Origin of the sequence: Cellulophaga fucicola (assembly GCF_900119145.1) — a bacterium.
Lineage (GTDB): Bacteria > Bacteroidota > Bacteroidia > Flavobacteriales > Flavobacteriaceae > Cellulophaga > Cellulophaga fucicola.
Map to the genome: position 1 here is coordinate 1 of NZ_FPIY01000004.1, position 15,601 is coordinate 15,601.

Here is a 15,601-nt window from a genome sequence, read left to right on the forward strand (position 1 = left end):
TAAAATGAAAAGGCATTATTGCTTTTAGGGATTGTAACTTTTATATAGTCTGTGAATTTTTGCTTTTCTCCCGATTGCTTCAATTTTATAATTTGATAAATTTTATAAACAAATAAAGCGAATGATATTACTGCTCCAATTACAAATACCACTTTAAGCCAAGGAAAACTGCTCTCTGCTGCAGCTTGTGATGAATTTGCTGTTACTACAATTTCATCTAAAACAATGGCTGCATATTGTTGTGACACTACAGTTTTAAATACTGGCAACTTTACAAAAGGTAAAAATAAAGACACTAAAAACGTACCTATTAAATACACCCGGTTGCTCTGAAAAAAAGTCTCCTTTTTTAAAAACAAATCATAAATTGCTAAAAACAACAACTGAAATGTTACCAATAAAACTATATACTGTACCATAACTATTATTTTTTATCGTCTTCTTTAATATCTTCTAAAATAGATTCCAATTCAGATAAACTCATATCGTTCTTTTTCATAAAAAACGATACCATACTTTTAAATGAACCTTGAAAATAACCCTCCATTAATTTATTAATAGACTGATTGCTATAATCGGCCTTTTTTATCAAAGGAAAATACAAATAGCCTCTTCCTAATTTTTCGTGACCAACAAAGCCCTTATTTTCTAAAATACGTACAATAGTAGATACTGTATTGTATGCTGGCTTTGGTGTTGGCAACTCCTCTATTACATCTGCTACGCTCGTTTTTTCTAACTCCCATAGCACCTGCATAATCTCTTCTTCTGCCTTAGTTAACTGCTTCATTCTTTTTTAATTTATGTAAATTCTAGAATACTGTGAATATTAATTTAGTACTATTTATCTGATATTCTCCCGCTAATATAACTAATATTTTAGTTTAAACTAATATTTTAGGTGAAAAATTTGTAACAAATTGTCACTATATTCGTCAAACAAGTAAATTAAATAATGGATATAGCACTTTTAGTACTAGGTATTATTCTAATGTTAACTGGTATTATTGGTAGTTTTTTACCTGTTTTACCTGGGCCACCAATAAGTTGGCTAGGTTTACTAGTGCTATACTTAACAAAAGCAATACCCTACGACTGGGTTTTTCTTGGTATAACATTGGTAATAGCATTAGTAGTTTTTGCTTTGGATTATATTATTCCCGCAATTGGAACTAAAAAATTTGGAGGTACAAAAGCTGGTATGATAGGTACAACTATTGGTTTATTGGTTGCTATATTTTTTCCTGTATTGGGTATATTTGGAATTGTAGTTTGGCCCTTTGTAGGTGCTTTTGTAGGGGAACTTATAAATAAAGCCGACCAAAAAACAGCTTTTAAAGCCGCATTTGGTTCTTTTATTGGCTTTTTAACTGGTACTTTTTTAAAATTTATGCTCTCTATAATATATATAGGTCTGTTTATTGCTAAAGTTTGGGAATTTAGCGAAGAACTTTTTCCGTTTTTCTACAATTAAAACCATAAGTATGAAAAAAATACTATCAGCCATTCTACTACTTTCCCTTTTAATTTCTTGTGGACAAAAAAAGGGTAGCACCCAAACTGTAACTAATATAGATACGATACGTATTAAAAAAGACTTGCTAAAAATTACAAAAACACAAAATAGCCGGAATTATAAAAATATAAAAACACTTAACTCAATTGCGAGCTACATTAAAGTGGAACTTGCTAAGGTGTGCGATTCTACTACCTACCAAGAATATAAGGTTGAGAATGAAACTTATAAAATGTCCTTGGCTCTATTGGCACAGAACATAAAGAACGATTAATTATTGGTGCCCACTATGATGTATACGGCGATCAAGAAGGTGCAGATGATAACGCAAGTGGCGTTGCAGGATTATTAGAATTGGCGCGGTTATTAGCTAAAGAGAAACTTGATTATAGAATAGATTTTGTTGCCTATACTCTAGAAGAACCTCCTTTTTTTAGAACTGAGAAAATGGGAAGTTATGTGCATGCAAATTACTTAAAGGAAAACAGCATAACCGTAAAAGGTATGATTTGCTTAGAGATGATTGGTTATTATAAGGACGAAGCCAATACACAAACCTGCCCAATTAAAGAGATGAGCGCCATTTATGGCAATCGTGCTAATTTTATAACTGTTGTTCAAAATGAAAAAAGTGGCAATTTTGGTTCTAAAATTGAAAACTTAATGAAGAAACAGAAACTGATACCTACTGTATCTTTTAAAGGGTCTTCTCTTGTTACTGGCGTGGATTTTTCAGATCATTTAAACTACTGGAATTTAAATTACCCAGCAGTTATGATCACCAATACCTCTTTTTACCGCAACAAGAATTACCACACAAATAAAGATTCTCTTGAAACATTAAACATAAATAAAATGAGTGCCGTTATTCAGCAACTGTATATTACTATTAAGGAACTCTAATAGTTAAAGCCAAGTTGTTTTATCTTCAACAGCTCCTCTTTCACCATCTTGTAACTCATCATCTGTGTACCCCATATAAAAGAAACCTAAACAAATTTCCCCTTCTTCCATTGCAAAAAATTCTCCCATATGTTTTATTAAGCCAGGAGAACTCCAATAACTACCAATACCTAAATCCGTGCACGTAAGCCACATATTTTGCACTGCCATTGCAGTTGCTGCAACTTCTTCCCATTCTGGTACAGACTCATTAGGATCTCTTTGCATACAAATAGCAATTATTGCTCCTGCCTTTTGCGGATTGTTTATTAGTTTTTCAACCTTAAACTGCTTTGGCTTAGGATCATTCTCCATATATTTTAAAGACAAAAACATTCCTAATTTTGCTCTGGTTTCACCCTGAATTACTTTAAAACGCCAAGGTTCTGTTTTTTTGTGCGATGGTGCCCAATTACCAGCCTCCAATACTTTTTCAATTAATTCTCTAGCTATTGGCTTATCATTATACTGTGCAGGAAATACAGATCTCCTCTTCTTTATTATATCAAAAATCATAATTCAATTTTAAGTGTTACAAATATATAAGTTAAGACAGTATACGTTTTAAAAGTATTTGTTAATTGTTTGCATCTATTTTTCATCACCCAACAACAACTGCATACAATGTTTTAAAACCGGATTTCTATTATCTTCTTTCCAAATAACAGACAATACTGCTCGCTGTGGTATTTTTTTAAGTTCTATAAATTTCACATTCATATTAAAACCTTGCTGTAAAGATGTAGGTACAATTGCCACTCCCAAATTATTTTCTACCAACGTAAATATAGTTTGGGCGTGTACAGACTTATGAGATACTTTTGGCGTAAACCCAGCATCTTCACAAATACTCATTACCGTATCATAATACAGCGGACTGTAATCTTGTGAAAACAGAATAAAATTTTCTCCTTTAAACTGTTCCATTCCATTAAATTTAGTTTCTGTTATTTTATGGTTTGCTGGTACAACAACAGAAAATGTATCATTAAATACTGGTTTAATACACAAACCCTTTGGTACCCTAACCATACGTACAAAACCAATATCTAAACCATCTTTTAAAACAGCATTTAACTGTGCATTGTTAGAGAGTTCTTCTAAACTTGTATTAATTTCTGGGAAAGTATCTTTCAACTTTAATAACAAATCTGGAATTACGGTTTGCATTGCAGAGCCTAGAAAACCTATATTAAGCTCTCCAAATTTACCCTGACTTACCAGTTTAATATGTCGTTTTGTTAACTCTAAGTGATTTAAAATAAACTCTATTTCATCTTTTAAATAAACCCCAGCAGCTGTTAAAGTGACCTTTTTTTTATTTCTGATAAAAAGCTGTGTCTCTAAAATTTCTTCCATTTGTTTTATTTGCCTACTTAATCCGGGTTGCGATATAAATAAACGTTCTGCTGCTTTTCTAAAGTGTAATTCTTCTGCAACAGCTAAAAAATAATGAAAATGACGAAGCTCTATTTGATAACCCATAGTTATTAGTAGTTGATAAATATGATATTGGTAATTATCAAACTTAATCAATAAATTTATAGTATTAAAATATAAGCCATGCTTAAAGCACCTAAGACATTTAATTTTGGAGAAGATCACTTAACCGCAGGTATTGCATTATCTATTGCTAGAGGTAAAACCAAAGGATTAATTTCAGATTTTTCTCGTATAAAAATAAGAAACAGCAGTAAAACTGTTGCTAACATAGTAGAAAAAGGAGACCCTGTTTATGGTATAAACACTGGTTTTGGTCCCTTATGTACTACTAAAATATCTAAAGAAGAAACTAAAATATTACAATCTAATATTTTAAAAAGTCATAGTGTTGGGGTTGGAGAACCAATAGATAAGGAGATTGCTAAACTTATGCTTATCTTAAAAATGAATAGCCTTGCTCAAGGATATTCTGGCATTGCAGAAACAACTTTAGACCGTATTTTATGGCATATAGATAATAACGCTATTCCTATTGTACCGTCTCAAGGTTCTGTTGGTGCATCTGGTGATTTAGCTCCACTTTCCCACTTATTTTTACCATTAATTGGTTTAGGTAAGGTTGACTATAATGGTTATATTATGGAGACTTCTTCTTTGTTTGAAAAAACAGAGATGGAAAGTGTAGACTTAGGCCCTAAAGAAGGTTTAGCCTTAATTAATGGCACACAGTTTATTGCAGCACACGCAGTAAAAGTGGTAGAAAAACTACAAAGTTGTCTTGCACAAGCCGATATTATTGGCGCTATGATGATTGAAGGTTTGCAAGGTTCTATTAAACCTTTTTATAACGAATTACACGCATTACGTCCATTTAAAGGTAATTTATATGTTGCAAAAAAAGTGAAACGTTTGCTAAAAGGGTCAGAAATTATGGAAGATCATGCAAATTGTGATCGTGTACAAGACCCCTATTCTTTACGCTGTATACCACAAGTACACGGTGCATCTAGAAATGCGTGGCTACATTTAAAAGAATTGTTAGAGATTGAATTAAATTCGGTTACAGATAACCCTATTATTATAGATGAAGAACTAACAATTAGTGGTGGTAGTTTTCACGGGCAACCATTAGCTATGGCTTTAGATTATGCCTGTTTAGCAGCATCTGAAGTTGGTAACATATCTGACCGAAGAATATACTTAGCTCTAGAAGGTAATAGTCCTGGAGTTCCTAAACTATTAATGAATGAAACCGGAATTAATTCTGGTTATATGATTTTACAATACACTACTGCTGCCTTGGCTAGTGAAAATAAAGGACTTTGTTTTCCGTCTAGCGCAGATAGTATACCAACGTCTTTAGGACAAGAAGACCACGTAAGTATGGGTTCTATTGGCGGACGTAAAGCGTTACAGGTTATTGGTAATGTAGAAAAAATATTAGCTATAGAAATGCTAACGGCAGCACAGGCATTTGAATTTAGAAAACCGCTAAAATCTGGATTATTTTTAGAAGAAGTACATAGCGAAATACGTAAAAAAGTTGCTTTTGCAGATAAAGACCGTGTTTTTTCTACGGATATAGAAGCAGGAATAGAAATGATACAAAACAGAACTATTTTAAACGCTATAGAAAAAGTAAAAGAACGCGAACAACTTACAATGGAAATTCCGTTTGCTGACGAATTTGAAAACTATTAATATGAAACAGAAACTTATAGGCCCTTTTACGCAATTATTACCGATGACAGGAATTACTGTTAATGGAGCAGTAAAAGACGAGCAATTATTAGTCATAGAAAATGGTGGTATTATAGTAGAGAATAATATTATAATTGCTATTGGCCAGTACAAAGATTTATTAAAACAGATAGATATAAAAGACACATTACTTGAAGAAGTAAAGGGCGACTCTGTATGCCTACCTGGTTTTATAGATTCACATACACATATTTGTTTTGGTGGCACCAGAGCTAATGATTATGCTATGCGTAATGCCGGCAAAACTTATTTAGAAATTTCTAAAGCTGGCGGTGGCATTTGGGATACCGTTACACAAACCAGAAAAGCTAGTATTTTAGAATTAGAAGATGGCATTACTAAAAGAGCTAACAAACATTTAAAAAATGGCGTTACTACTATAGAGGTTAAAAGTGGCTACGGTTTATCGGTTTATGAAGAACTTAAAATGCTACGCGCTATAAAAAATGTAGATAACAGAATTAAAGCAGATTTAATCTCTACTTGCTTGGCTGCACATATGCACCCTAAAGATTACTCTGGTACGGCAAGTGAGTATTTAGAAGAAATAAGCATCTCCCTTTTCCCCCTTTTAAAAGAAGAACGTTTAACAACCAGAATTGATGCTTTTATTGAAGAAGGTGCATTTACTGCAGAAGTAATTGCGCCTTACTTTAAAAAGGCAAAGGAAATGGGTTTTACAATTACAGTACACGCAGATCAGTTCTCTACTGGTGGTAGTAAAGTAGCTGTAGATTTTAATGCAATAAGCGCAGATCATTTAGAAGCTAGTACCGCTGAAGAAATAGAAATATTAGCAAAGAGTACAGTTATTGCTACCGCCTTACCTGGTGCAAGTATTGGTTTAGGATGTGCATTTACACCTGCTCGTAAAATATTAGATGCTGGAGGTGCAATTGCTATTGCCAGTGACCATAATCCGGGTTCTGCTCCTATGGGAGATTTACTTACACAAGCTTCAATTTTAGGAACTTTTCAAAAACTAAGTAATGCCGAAATTTTATCTGGTATTACATTTAGAGCTGCTGCTGCTTTAAACCTTAAAGATAGAGGTGTATTAAAAAGTGGTTTGTTAGCAGATTTTTCCGCCTTTCCTACATCAAACTATAAAGAAATTTTATACCAACAAGGACAACTAAAACCAGAAATGGTTTGGAAAAACGGTGCTAAAATTGATTTTTAGATCAATAAGATAGTTAAAAATATTTCAATATTAAAATAGATTAAAATGGATTTTAAATCTCAAATTCTTCAAGGTATTCCATCTTCATTGCCTGTCAAAAAAGTATATGCGCTAGATGCTAATCATGCTCCAAAAAGAAAAGACATTCTTTCTTTAGAAGAGAAAAAGTTAGCGCTTAGAAATGCATTGCGTTATTTTCCTGTTGCTTGGCATACAGAATTATCAGAAGAATTTGCGAGTGAATTACAAAACTATGGTCGTATTTATATGTTTCGGTTTAAGCCAGACTATAAAATATACGCAAGACCAATATCAGAATACCCTGCTAAAACATCACAAGCAGCTGCCTTACAGTTGATGATTCAGAATAACTTAGATCCTGCGGTTGCACAACATCCAGAGGAACTAATTACATATGGTGGTAATGGAGCTGTTTTTCAGAATTGGGCGCAATACTTACTAACAATGCAGTATTTAGCAACAATGACAGACGAGCAAACTTTGCATATCTATTCTGGTCATCCAATGGGACTTTTTCCATCGACTAAAGAGGCTCCACGTGTTGTAGTTACTAATGGTATGATGATTCCTAACTATTCTAAGCCAGACGACTGGGAAAAATACAATGCACTTGGTGTTACACAATACGGACAAATGACTGCTGGTTCTTATATGTACATTGGCCCGCAAGGTATTGTGCACGGAACCACAATTACGGTTATGAATGCGTTTAGAAAAGTATTGCAACCAAATGAAGATTCAGCTGGAAAAATATTTTTAACTGCTGGTTTAGGTGGTATGAGTGGCGCACAACCAAAAGCGGGTAACATTGCTGGTTGTATAACAGTTTGCGCAGAGGTTAATGCAGCTGCCGCAACAAAAAGACACGCACAAGGTTGGGTAGATGTTTTAATAGATACTATTGATGATCTAGTTATAAGAACCAAAAAAGCACAGCAAAATAAAGAGGTTGTTTCTATTGCTTACATTGGGAATATTGTAGAGGTTTGGGAACGTTTTTATGATGAAAATATTTTTATTCATTTAGGATCCGACCAAACATCTTTGCACAACCCTTGGGCAGGTGGTTATTACCCTGTAGGCATTTCTTTTGAAGAATCTAACGAGTTAATGAGTACCAATCCAGATGCTTTTAAACAAAAAGTACAAGAATCTTTAAAAAGACAAGTATCTGCAATTAACAAACATACTGCAAATGGCACCTACTTTTTTGATTATGGCAATGCCTTTTTACTAGAAGCATCTCGTGCAGGCGGCGATGTTATGGCAGAAAACAATATAGATTTTAAGTACCCATCTTACGTACAAGATATTCTAGGACCTATGTGTTTTGATTATGGTTTTGGACCTTTCCGTTGGGTATGTTCTTCTGGCAAACCTGAAGATTTACAAAAAACAGACGCTATTGCTTTGCAAGTAATGGAAGAAATAAAAACAACAGCTCCAAAAGAAATTCAGCAACAAATGCAAGATAATATTACTTGGATTAGAGAAGCTGAACAAAACAAACTGGTTGTAGGCTCGCAAGCACGTATTTTATATGCAGATGCAGAAGGTAGAGCAAAAATTGCAGAAGCATTTAATCAAGCTATAAAAACAGGAGAACTTTCTGCTCCTATAGTTTTAGGTAGAGACCATCATGATGTTAGTGGTACAGATTCTCCTTTTAGAGAAACCAGTAATATTTATGATGGTAGTAAGTTTACCGCAGATATGGCCATACATAATGTAATTGGCGATAGTTTTAGAGGCGCAACATGGGTATCTATACACAATGGCGGCGGCGTAGGCTGGGGAGAAGTTATAAATGGCGGCTTTGGTATGGTGTTAGATGGCTCTACGGAAGCTTCTAGAAAATTAAAAAATATGCTTTTTTATGATGTAAATAACGGTATATCTAGACGAAGCTGGGCACGTAATAAGGAAGCTATTTTTGCTATAGAAAGAGAAATGGAAAGAACACCAGAGTTAAAGGTTACTGTTCCTAACCTTGTTGAAGATCAATTATTAGATAATTTATTTGCGTAGCGGTATAAATACAATTATTTTTAAAACCTCTTACAAAGAATTACCCTAACACAGTTCTATAAAAATATCTAATAGAACAATAGATAATAGGTATAACTCGTTGTTAAGGAAATAGGAATTTATTTGACTAACTTTGTATAATATTAAAAAATAAAATTATGGCATTAGAAATAACAGACGCAACTTTTGACGAAGTTGTTTTAAAAAGTGACAAACCAGTTGTTGTAGATTTTTGGGCAGCTTGGTGTGGTCCATGTAGAATGGTTGGTCCTATTATTGACGAAGTTAGTTCTGAGTACGAAGGAAAAGCTATTGTTGGTAAAGTAGACGTAGATGCAAATCAAGAATTTGCTGCAAAATACGGTGTACGTAACATACCAACGGTATTAGTATTTAAAAATGGTGAAATGGTTAGCAGACAAGTTGGTGTTTCTCCAAAACAAGTTTACACAGACGCAATAGACGCTTTATTATAGTCTAAAGCATACAATTATAAAAAAGGGTTTGGCGTTTGTCAAACCCTTTTTTATTTTTACTACTTATCTATCTTTCTTATATGAAAAAATATACGCTCCTTGTTTTACTAGCCTTAACCTTAGTTGGTTGTCCTCAAAAAAAAGAAAGGCCTACTACCCTACCTATAGAAAAAGGTATTTCTTTAAATCTTGCTAACTACAGAAAAGAACAAATTAAAGATTTACACTATGCGTTAGATTTTTCTATTCCTAAAAACCTAGAAGACCCAATACCTACCACCTTAACAATTACGGCATACATTGCTGACTTACAATACGATCTTATTTTAGATTTTAATGAAGACAAAGATCATTTAAAAACGCTTAGCGTAAATGGTGTAAACACACCAATTAACCATACCAACGAGCATTTAATTATAGATAGTAACGCATTAATAATAGGAGAAAATAAAATTGATATTTCTTTTAATGCAGGCGAGTTATCACTTAACAGAAACAAAGAGTTTTTATATACGTTATTAGTGCCAGATAGAGCTAGTACTTTGTTTCCTTGTTTAGATCAGCCTAATTTAAAAGCAACTTACGACTTAACCATTACAGCTCCTAAAGATTGGAAAGTACTTTGCGGTGGTACAGAAAAAGCAAAAATAGAAAAAGAAGAGTACACTACTCATACTTTTAATACTACAGATAAGATGAGTACCTACTTGTTTTCATTTGTTGCTGGTAAATTTTCTGAAGAGATAAAAAATCCAGGTGCTTTTGATATGCGCTTTTTATACCGAGAAAACAATAAAGAAAAAATTGCAGAGAGTACAAATGAGATTTTTAACATTCACCAACAGTCTTTAGACTTCTTAATAGATTATACCGACTATAAATTTCCATTCCAAAAAATGGATTTTGCAAGTATTCCTCCTTTTCAATATGGCGGTATGGAACACGTAGGTGCCATACAGTATAGAGAATCGTCTTTATTTTTAGATAAGAATGCTACTCAGAATCAGAAATTATCTCGTGCTAAATTAATAGCACATGAGACATCGCATATGTGGTTTGGAGACCTAGTTACTATGCAATGGTTTAATGATGTTTGGATGAAAGAAGTGTTTGCTAATTTTATGGCAGATAAGATTATGAATCCTATTTTCCCAGATATAGATCATCAATTAAAATTTATGATGACGCACTACCCTAGTGCTTATTCAGAAGATCGCACCAAAGGCACTAACCCAATTAGGCAAAATTTAGATAACCTAAAAAATGCAGGTTCTTTATATGGTAGAATCATTTATAACAAAGCACCTATAATGATGCAGCAATTAGAAGCTGTTTTAGGAAAAGATGCCTTTAAAGAAGGTATGCAAGAGTATATAAAAACTTATGCCGATGGTAATGCAGATTGGAACGATTTGGTTTCTATTTTAGATAAAAAATCTGATGTAGACATAAAAAACTGGTCAGACGTTTGGGTAAACCAATCTGGTAGACCCGTATTTACGGGTAACCTTATGTCTTATGAAGACAAAATAACCAGTTTTACACTTACACAAAAGTCAGAAGATGGTATACACAAAATATGGCCACAGACTTTTACCATACAGTTTGTATATAAGGACAGTATAAAAACTCTAAATGTTGCCACTAATAGTGAAACTCTAGAGATTAAAGAAGCTGTAGGACTTGCCAAACCAGAGCAAATTATTTACAATGCCAATGGTTTTGGTTATGGTGTTTTTCCGGTTGATGCAGCTAGTATTTCTAAAATAAAAGATATTAAAGATGATACTGCACGTGCTTACAGCTATATTAACTTGTACGAAGTATTTTTAAATAACAAAGTTCCTGCTTTAGATACCTATAACGTATTTTTAAACGGAATGGCTTCAGAAAAAAATGAACTTATTCTAGATTATGTTTCTAGTAGAACTAGAGATTTATATTGGAGTTTTTTATCAGAAAAAAGCAAAAAAGAAATACAAACAACAACAGAAGGTACTTTGTTTGCTTTACTTAAAAGCAATACTCCGGCTTCATTTAAGAAAACTATATTTAATGTTTATAAATCTATAGTTAGGTCTCCTAAAGGAGTTGCTAATTTATATGCCATTTGGAACAAAGAGGTAAACATACCTAAGCTATTTTTAAATGAGGATGATTATACTAGTATTGCTGCAGAACTAGCCATAAAACAATATGCAAAAGCTGCTGATGTTTTAAAAGAGCAAGAAACACGTATTACCAATCCAGATAAACTAGAAAGGTTTAAATGGTTGCAACCATCATTATCTAATACAACTACAGAAAGAGATGCTTTTATGGTTTCTTTATTTGATGCTAAAAACAGAGAAAAAGAATCTTGGGTATTAGCAGCCTTAGGTTACATACACCATCCTTTACGCCAAAACGAAAGTAAAAAACACTTAAAGGAATGTTTAAATAAGTTAGAAGAAATACAACTAACAGGAGATATATTTTTTCCTAAAAATTGGTTAGCAAGTTCTATTGGCCAGTATACATCTAAAGATGCCTACCAAATACTTGAAGATTTTTTAGCTAAAAACCCTAACTTTAATCCTATTCTATTAAAAAAATTATTGCAAACCACAGATGATTTAGAAAAGGCGCAAACCATAAAATTATAAATTCATGAACCTAAAGGACAATTTAAATGCGCAACCACTACTAAACTTAGAGCTTTTAGCCAAGCAAGTAGTAGAAGGGTTTATTAGCGGAATACATAAGAGTCCGTTTCATGGGTTTTCTGCCGAGTTTGCAGAGCATAAAATTTATAACAAAGGAGAAAGCACTAAACATATAGATTGGAAGCTTTTTGCAAAAACAGACAAACTGTATACTAAAAGGTACGAGGAAGAAACCAATTTAAGGTGCCATATGATCTTAGACAACTCGGCCTCTATGTATTATCCTGAAGTAAAAAAGCTAGACGTAAATAATTTAAATAAAATAGGATTTGGTGTATTAGCTATTGCTGGTTTAATGAATATTTTAAAAAAACAGAGAGATGCTGTTGGTTTAAGTATTTATTCTGATGCTTATAACTTTTATTCATCAGAAAAAAGTAGCGAACGCCACCACCAAATGTTATTAGCAAAGCTAAGTGAGGTTGCAACAGATACAAACCCAGCTAAAAAAACAGAAACCTATACCTATTTACATCAAATAGCCGAAAAAATGCACAAACGTAGTTTGGTGTTTCTATTTACAGATATGTTTCAGACAGCAGAAGAGGATGAAAAATTGTTTGATGCGCTTCAACATTTAAAATATAATAAACACGAAGTTGTACTTTTTCATCTCTTAGATAAAGAAAAAGAACTTTTTTTTAATTTTGATGATGCACCCAAACGTTTTGTTGATGTAGAGACTAACCAACAAATAGATTTGTATGCCGATAACGTAAAAGAAGCTTACCAAAAAGAGTTAACTTCTTATCTATCAGACATCAAATTAAAGTGCGCGCAATACAAGATAAAATACGTGGCTGTAGATGTTGCCCAAAATTTTGCTTCAGTTTTTAATACTTATATGGTGGAGCGACAAAAATTTTAAAAAAAAATTAAAAATTCTTTCAAAATGTTTTGCAGAACCAAATAACCTCTGTATATTTGCAACCGCTAAACGCCACGGTCTGGTAGTTCAGTTGGTTAGAATACCTGCCTGTCACGCAGGGGGTCGCGGGTTCGAGTCCCGTCCAGACCGCAAAAACCTTCAACATTTGTTGAAGGTTTTTTTGGTTTTATACCTTTTGTAATCCTCTTTTCTTAATTAAGAACATAGCAATCATTTTTAGTTGTTGATTTTTATTTTTTATAAACCTCAACAAGAATAACATTTACAAATCACACTTTATTTTAATCAATTATATTTGCGTTATAGTCAGTTTAAAGAAAAACTATAATTTTAGACTTTTAAAACATACATATATATGGCTTCAGGTTTTTTTGCATTATTAGATGATATCGCAGCTCTTATGGACGACGTTGCTGTAATGAGTAAGGTTGCTGCTAAAAAGACAGCAGGCATACTAGGAGACGATTTAGCAGTAAACGCAGAGAAGGCATCAGGATTTATCTCTGACAGAGAATTACCAGTACTTTGGGCAATTACTAAAGGATCTTTTTTAAATAAGCTTATTATACTACCCTTTGCATTTTTATTAAGTGCTTTTATTCCTGTTGCCGTAACAGTTATTCTTGTTTTAGGTGGTTTGTACTTGGCGTATGAAGGGGCAGAAAAAATATACGAGTTTGTATCTGGTCACAAACACGATACCTCTGAACTTTTAGATGATGATATTACTATTGAAGAACTTATGGTTCTTGAAAAGCAACGTATTAAATCTGCTATAGTTACAGATTTTATTTTATCTGTAGAAATTGTAATTATTGCATTAGGCACTGTTACCAGCGAACCTATTACAACCCAAATTATAGTTGTTACCGTAATTGCAATTATAGCTACTGTTGGGGTTTATGGTATTGTTGCTTTAATTGTTAGAATGGATGAATTTGGTTTAAAACTAATTAACCTAAATGAACGTGACGATAGCTTTTCTGATAAAGTAGGAAACCTTTTAGTAAACGCATTACCTTGGGTTATTAAATTTTTAGCTGTTGTAGGTACACTTGCACTACTTTCTGTTGCTGGTGGTGTATTTGCACACAATATAGATTACCTACACCATTTAATAGAAGATATACCATTACCAGGAATGCTAAAGGAGTTTCTTCTTGGTCTTGTTATTGGTCTTTTAACCATACCAATAATTGGTTTGCTTAAAAAGTTATTTGGCAAAAAGAAAGACAAACACTAAAAACAGATTTATACAATAACAAAAAAACCTTCATTTCTGAAGGTTTTTTTGTTTTACGACTTTAAAAATTTAATGCAACAAGTATATTTTTAACAATAATGCTGGTTCATTAAACTTATTAGAAATACCGTGAGCCACAGTACCATCAAAAAGCAATAAATCTCCCTTGTCTAGCGTAATTTCCTCGTTCTTTAATGTATATGTTGGCGAACCACTTAATACATAAACAAGTTCATTTGCATTGGTAGAAATTGGTTTTCTTGCTGCATTTGGCTGTACCGTAATAAGGTACACACGTATACTCTCTCCTTTAGAAGTGTTAGACAGTAAATGAGTGTACTCTAATTGCTCAGAGTCTTCTCGTTCTTCTTTAACTCCGGCTCCATTCTTTACAAGAATATAATCGCCATCTATACTAGAAGATAATTCTAACTCGGACAGCTCTATTTGTAGGGTTTGCATAATTTTTAGCAAAACCGGTAAAGACGGAGTTGTCCTAAGGTTCTCAATTTTAGAAATTAAACCTGCGCTTACACCTGTTCTTTTGGCGACTTGCTGCAAGGTCAAGTTTCTCTTTTGGCGAGCCAGTTTTAGCTGTCTGCCAATGTTAATCAAAATGTCATCCATAAAAAATCATTGGTTAGTGTAATAGTATGACTATCTACAATTTATGAACTTCAAAAGTAAGGATTATTTATTTATAGTATAAGGATTACAAGTATAGCTTTGCCTATGTAAGTCAAAAATATTAAGATTAAATAAAAATAACATCTATTAGCCTATAGATATAATATACTACTGGACAATTCCTTAGCTTCTTCTTTAGAGTGAGATATGTGTAAAATAGCAATGTCTAAACTATTTTTTAACTTTTGTAACAATGTTATAATATCTGCTTTAGTAGCATCGTCTAAAGCACTTAAAGGTTCGTCCAAACACAAAACCTCTGGATAAAAGCTTAAAGCCCTCCCTAATGCAACACGTTGTTTTTCGCCACCACTTAGGTTGGCAACACTTCTTTTTAACAAATGATCTATTCCTAGTAAAAGAGCCAATTCTTGTACTCGATCTTTAATTTTAGTTTTAGACCACTTTCTTATCTTTAAGGCAAAACCTATGTTTTCTGCCACTGTCATTGTTACAAATAATGCCCCATCTTGCGGTACATAACCAATTTCTCTTTGCCCAGGAGTCATATGGGTAACATCTATTGTGTTTAATATTATTTGTCCGCTTTTAACTTTACGCAAGCCACAAATAGCTTCAAGAATAGTTGTTTTACCACTACCTGTTTTTCCCATAAGAACAACGTATTCTCCTTTATCAATCTTAAAATTAATATTAGAAACTATAAAATTTCCCTGTTCTATATGTAGATCTATACACTGTAACAT

Annotated in this window: 15 protein-coding genes, 1 tRNA gene and 1 pseudogene; 11 read left to right on the forward strand and 6 right to left on the reverse strand. The window is 33.0% G+C overall.

Annotation, left to right across the window (positions count from 1 at the left end; all coding sequences use genetic code 11):
• Together BT107_RS13000 and BT107_RS13005 are read right to left on the reverse strand one after the other, a co-directional pair.
• Nucleotides 1–419, reverse strand: a pseudogene (locus BT107_RS13000) (M56 family metallopeptidase); the annotation flags it as partial.
• A 5-nt stretch (nt 420–424) separates the two neighbouring features.
• The gene (locus BT107_RS13005; protein WP_072304259.1) at nt 425–790 is read right to left on the reverse strand and encodes a BlaI/MecI/CopY family transcriptional regulator; all 366 of its coding nucleotides are present in this window, start codon (nt 788–790) and stop codon (nt 425–427) included.
• A gap of 165 nt (nt 791–955) precedes the next feature.
• Between BT107_RS13005 and BT107_RS13010 the strand changes: the two genes are divergently transcribed.
• Genes BT107_RS13010 through BT107_RS13015 form a run of 3 tightly spaced genes read left to right on the forward strand, consistent with a single transcriptional unit; the run spans nt 956 to nt 2,419 of the window.
• Nucleotides 956–1,474 (forward strand): DUF456 domain-containing protein, encoded by a 519-nt coding sequence (locus BT107_RS13010; RefSeq protein ID WP_072304260.1) that lies wholly within the window; start codon nt 956–958, stop codon nt 1,472–1,474.
• A 10-nt stretch (nt 1,475–1,484) separates the two neighbouring features.
• On the forward strand, nt 1,485–1,790 hold the full coding sequence (locus BT107_RS17625) for a hypothetical protein (RefSeq protein WP_084639236.1): 306 nt from the start codon (nt 1,485–1,487) through the stop codon (nt 1,788–1,790).
• A 2-nt stretch (nt 1,791–1,792) separates the two neighbouring features.
• A complete protein-coding gene (locus tag BT107_RS13015) occupies nt 1,793–2,419 on the forward strand; it encodes a M28 family peptidase (RefSeq protein ID WP_244543132.1) in 627 nt (208 codons plus the stop codon).
• A 3-nt stretch (nt 2,420–2,422) separates the two neighbouring features.
• Here BT107_RS13015 and BT107_RS13020 read toward each other — a convergent pair whose 3' ends face one another.
• Both BT107_RS13020 and BT107_RS13025 read right to left on the reverse strand, forming a co-directional pair.
• Nucleotides 2,423–2,974, reverse strand: coding sequence for a nitroreductase family protein (locus BT107_RS13020; RefSeq protein ID WP_072304261.1), 552 nt, complete (start codon nt 2,972–2,974; stop codon nt 2,423–2,425).
• A gap of 75 nt (nt 2,975–3,049) precedes the next feature.
• Complete coding sequence (locus tag BT107_RS13025) at nt 3,050–3,943, reverse strand: LysR family transcriptional regulator (protein ID WP_072304262.1); 894 nt, start codon at nt 3,941–3,943, stop codon at nt 3,050–3,052.
• Nucleotides 3,944–4,021: 78 nt separating this feature from the next.
• Between BT107_RS13025 and hutH the strand changes: the two genes are divergently transcribed.
• The 8 genes from hutH to BT107_RS13065 all read left to right on the forward strand — a co-directional run bounded on the left by hutH (nt 4,022) and on the right by BT107_RS13065 (nt 14,207).
• Nucleotides 4,022–5,602: a histidine ammonia-lyase gene (gene hutH / locus BT107_RS13030; protein WP_072304263.1), complete on the forward strand. Its 1,581-nt coding sequence runs from the start codon at nt 4,022–4,024 to the stop codon at nt 5,600–5,602.
• 1 nt (nt 5,603) lies between these two features.
• On the forward strand, nt 5,604–6,845 hold the full coding sequence (hutI, locus tag BT107_RS13035; protein ID WP_072304264.1) for an imidazolonepropionase: 1,242 nt from the start codon (nt 5,604–5,606) through the stop codon (nt 6,843–6,845).
• Between the two features lie 45 nt (nt 6,846–6,890).
• Nucleotides 6,891–8,894, forward strand: coding sequence for a urocanate hydratase (locus BT107_RS13040; RefSeq protein ID WP_072304265.1), 2,004 nt, complete (start codon nt 6,891–6,893; stop codon nt 8,892–8,894).
• A 158-nt stretch (nt 8,895–9,052) separates the two neighbouring features.
• Entirely contained in the window at nt 9,053–9,370 is a 318-nt protein-coding gene (gene trxA / locus BT107_RS13045; protein WP_072304266.1) for a thioredoxin, read from the forward strand.
• Between the two features lie 80 nt (nt 9,371–9,450).
• Nucleotides 9,451–12,015, forward strand: coding sequence for a M1 family metallopeptidase (locus BT107_RS13050; protein WP_072304267.1), 2,565 nt, complete (start codon nt 9,451–9,453; stop codon nt 12,013–12,015).
• Between the two features lie 4 nt (nt 12,016–12,019).
• The gene (locus BT107_RS13055) at nt 12,020–12,943 is read left to right on the forward strand and encodes a DUF58 domain-containing protein (RefSeq protein ID WP_072304268.1); all 924 of its coding nucleotides are present in this window, start codon (nt 12,020–12,022) and stop codon (nt 12,941–12,943) included.
• 76 nt (nt 12,944–13,019) lie between these two features.
• Nucleotides 13,020–13,093 (forward strand) — tRNA-Asp (locus BT107_RS13060).
• A 226-nt stretch (nt 13,094–13,319) separates the two neighbouring features.
• Entirely contained in the window at nt 13,320–14,207 is an 888-nt protein-coding gene (locus BT107_RS13065) for a DUF808 domain-containing protein (RefSeq protein WP_072304269.1), read from the forward strand.
• A 69-nt stretch (nt 14,208–14,276) separates the two neighbouring features.
• On the opposite strand, the gene BT107_RS13070 is transcribed toward BT107_RS13065, so the two are convergent.
• The gene (locus tag BT107_RS13070; protein ID WP_072304270.1) at nt 14,277–14,834 is read right to left on the reverse strand and encodes a helix-turn-helix domain-containing protein; all 558 of its coding nucleotides are present in this window, start codon (nt 14,832–14,834) and stop codon (nt 14,277–14,279) included.
• Between the two features lie 152 nt (nt 14,835–14,986).
• The gene (locus BT107_RS13075) at nt 14,987–15,601 is read right to left on the reverse strand and encodes an ATP-binding cassette domain-containing protein (RefSeq protein ID WP_072304271.1); all 615 of its coding nucleotides are present in this window, start codon (nt 15,599–15,601) and stop codon (nt 14,987–14,989) included.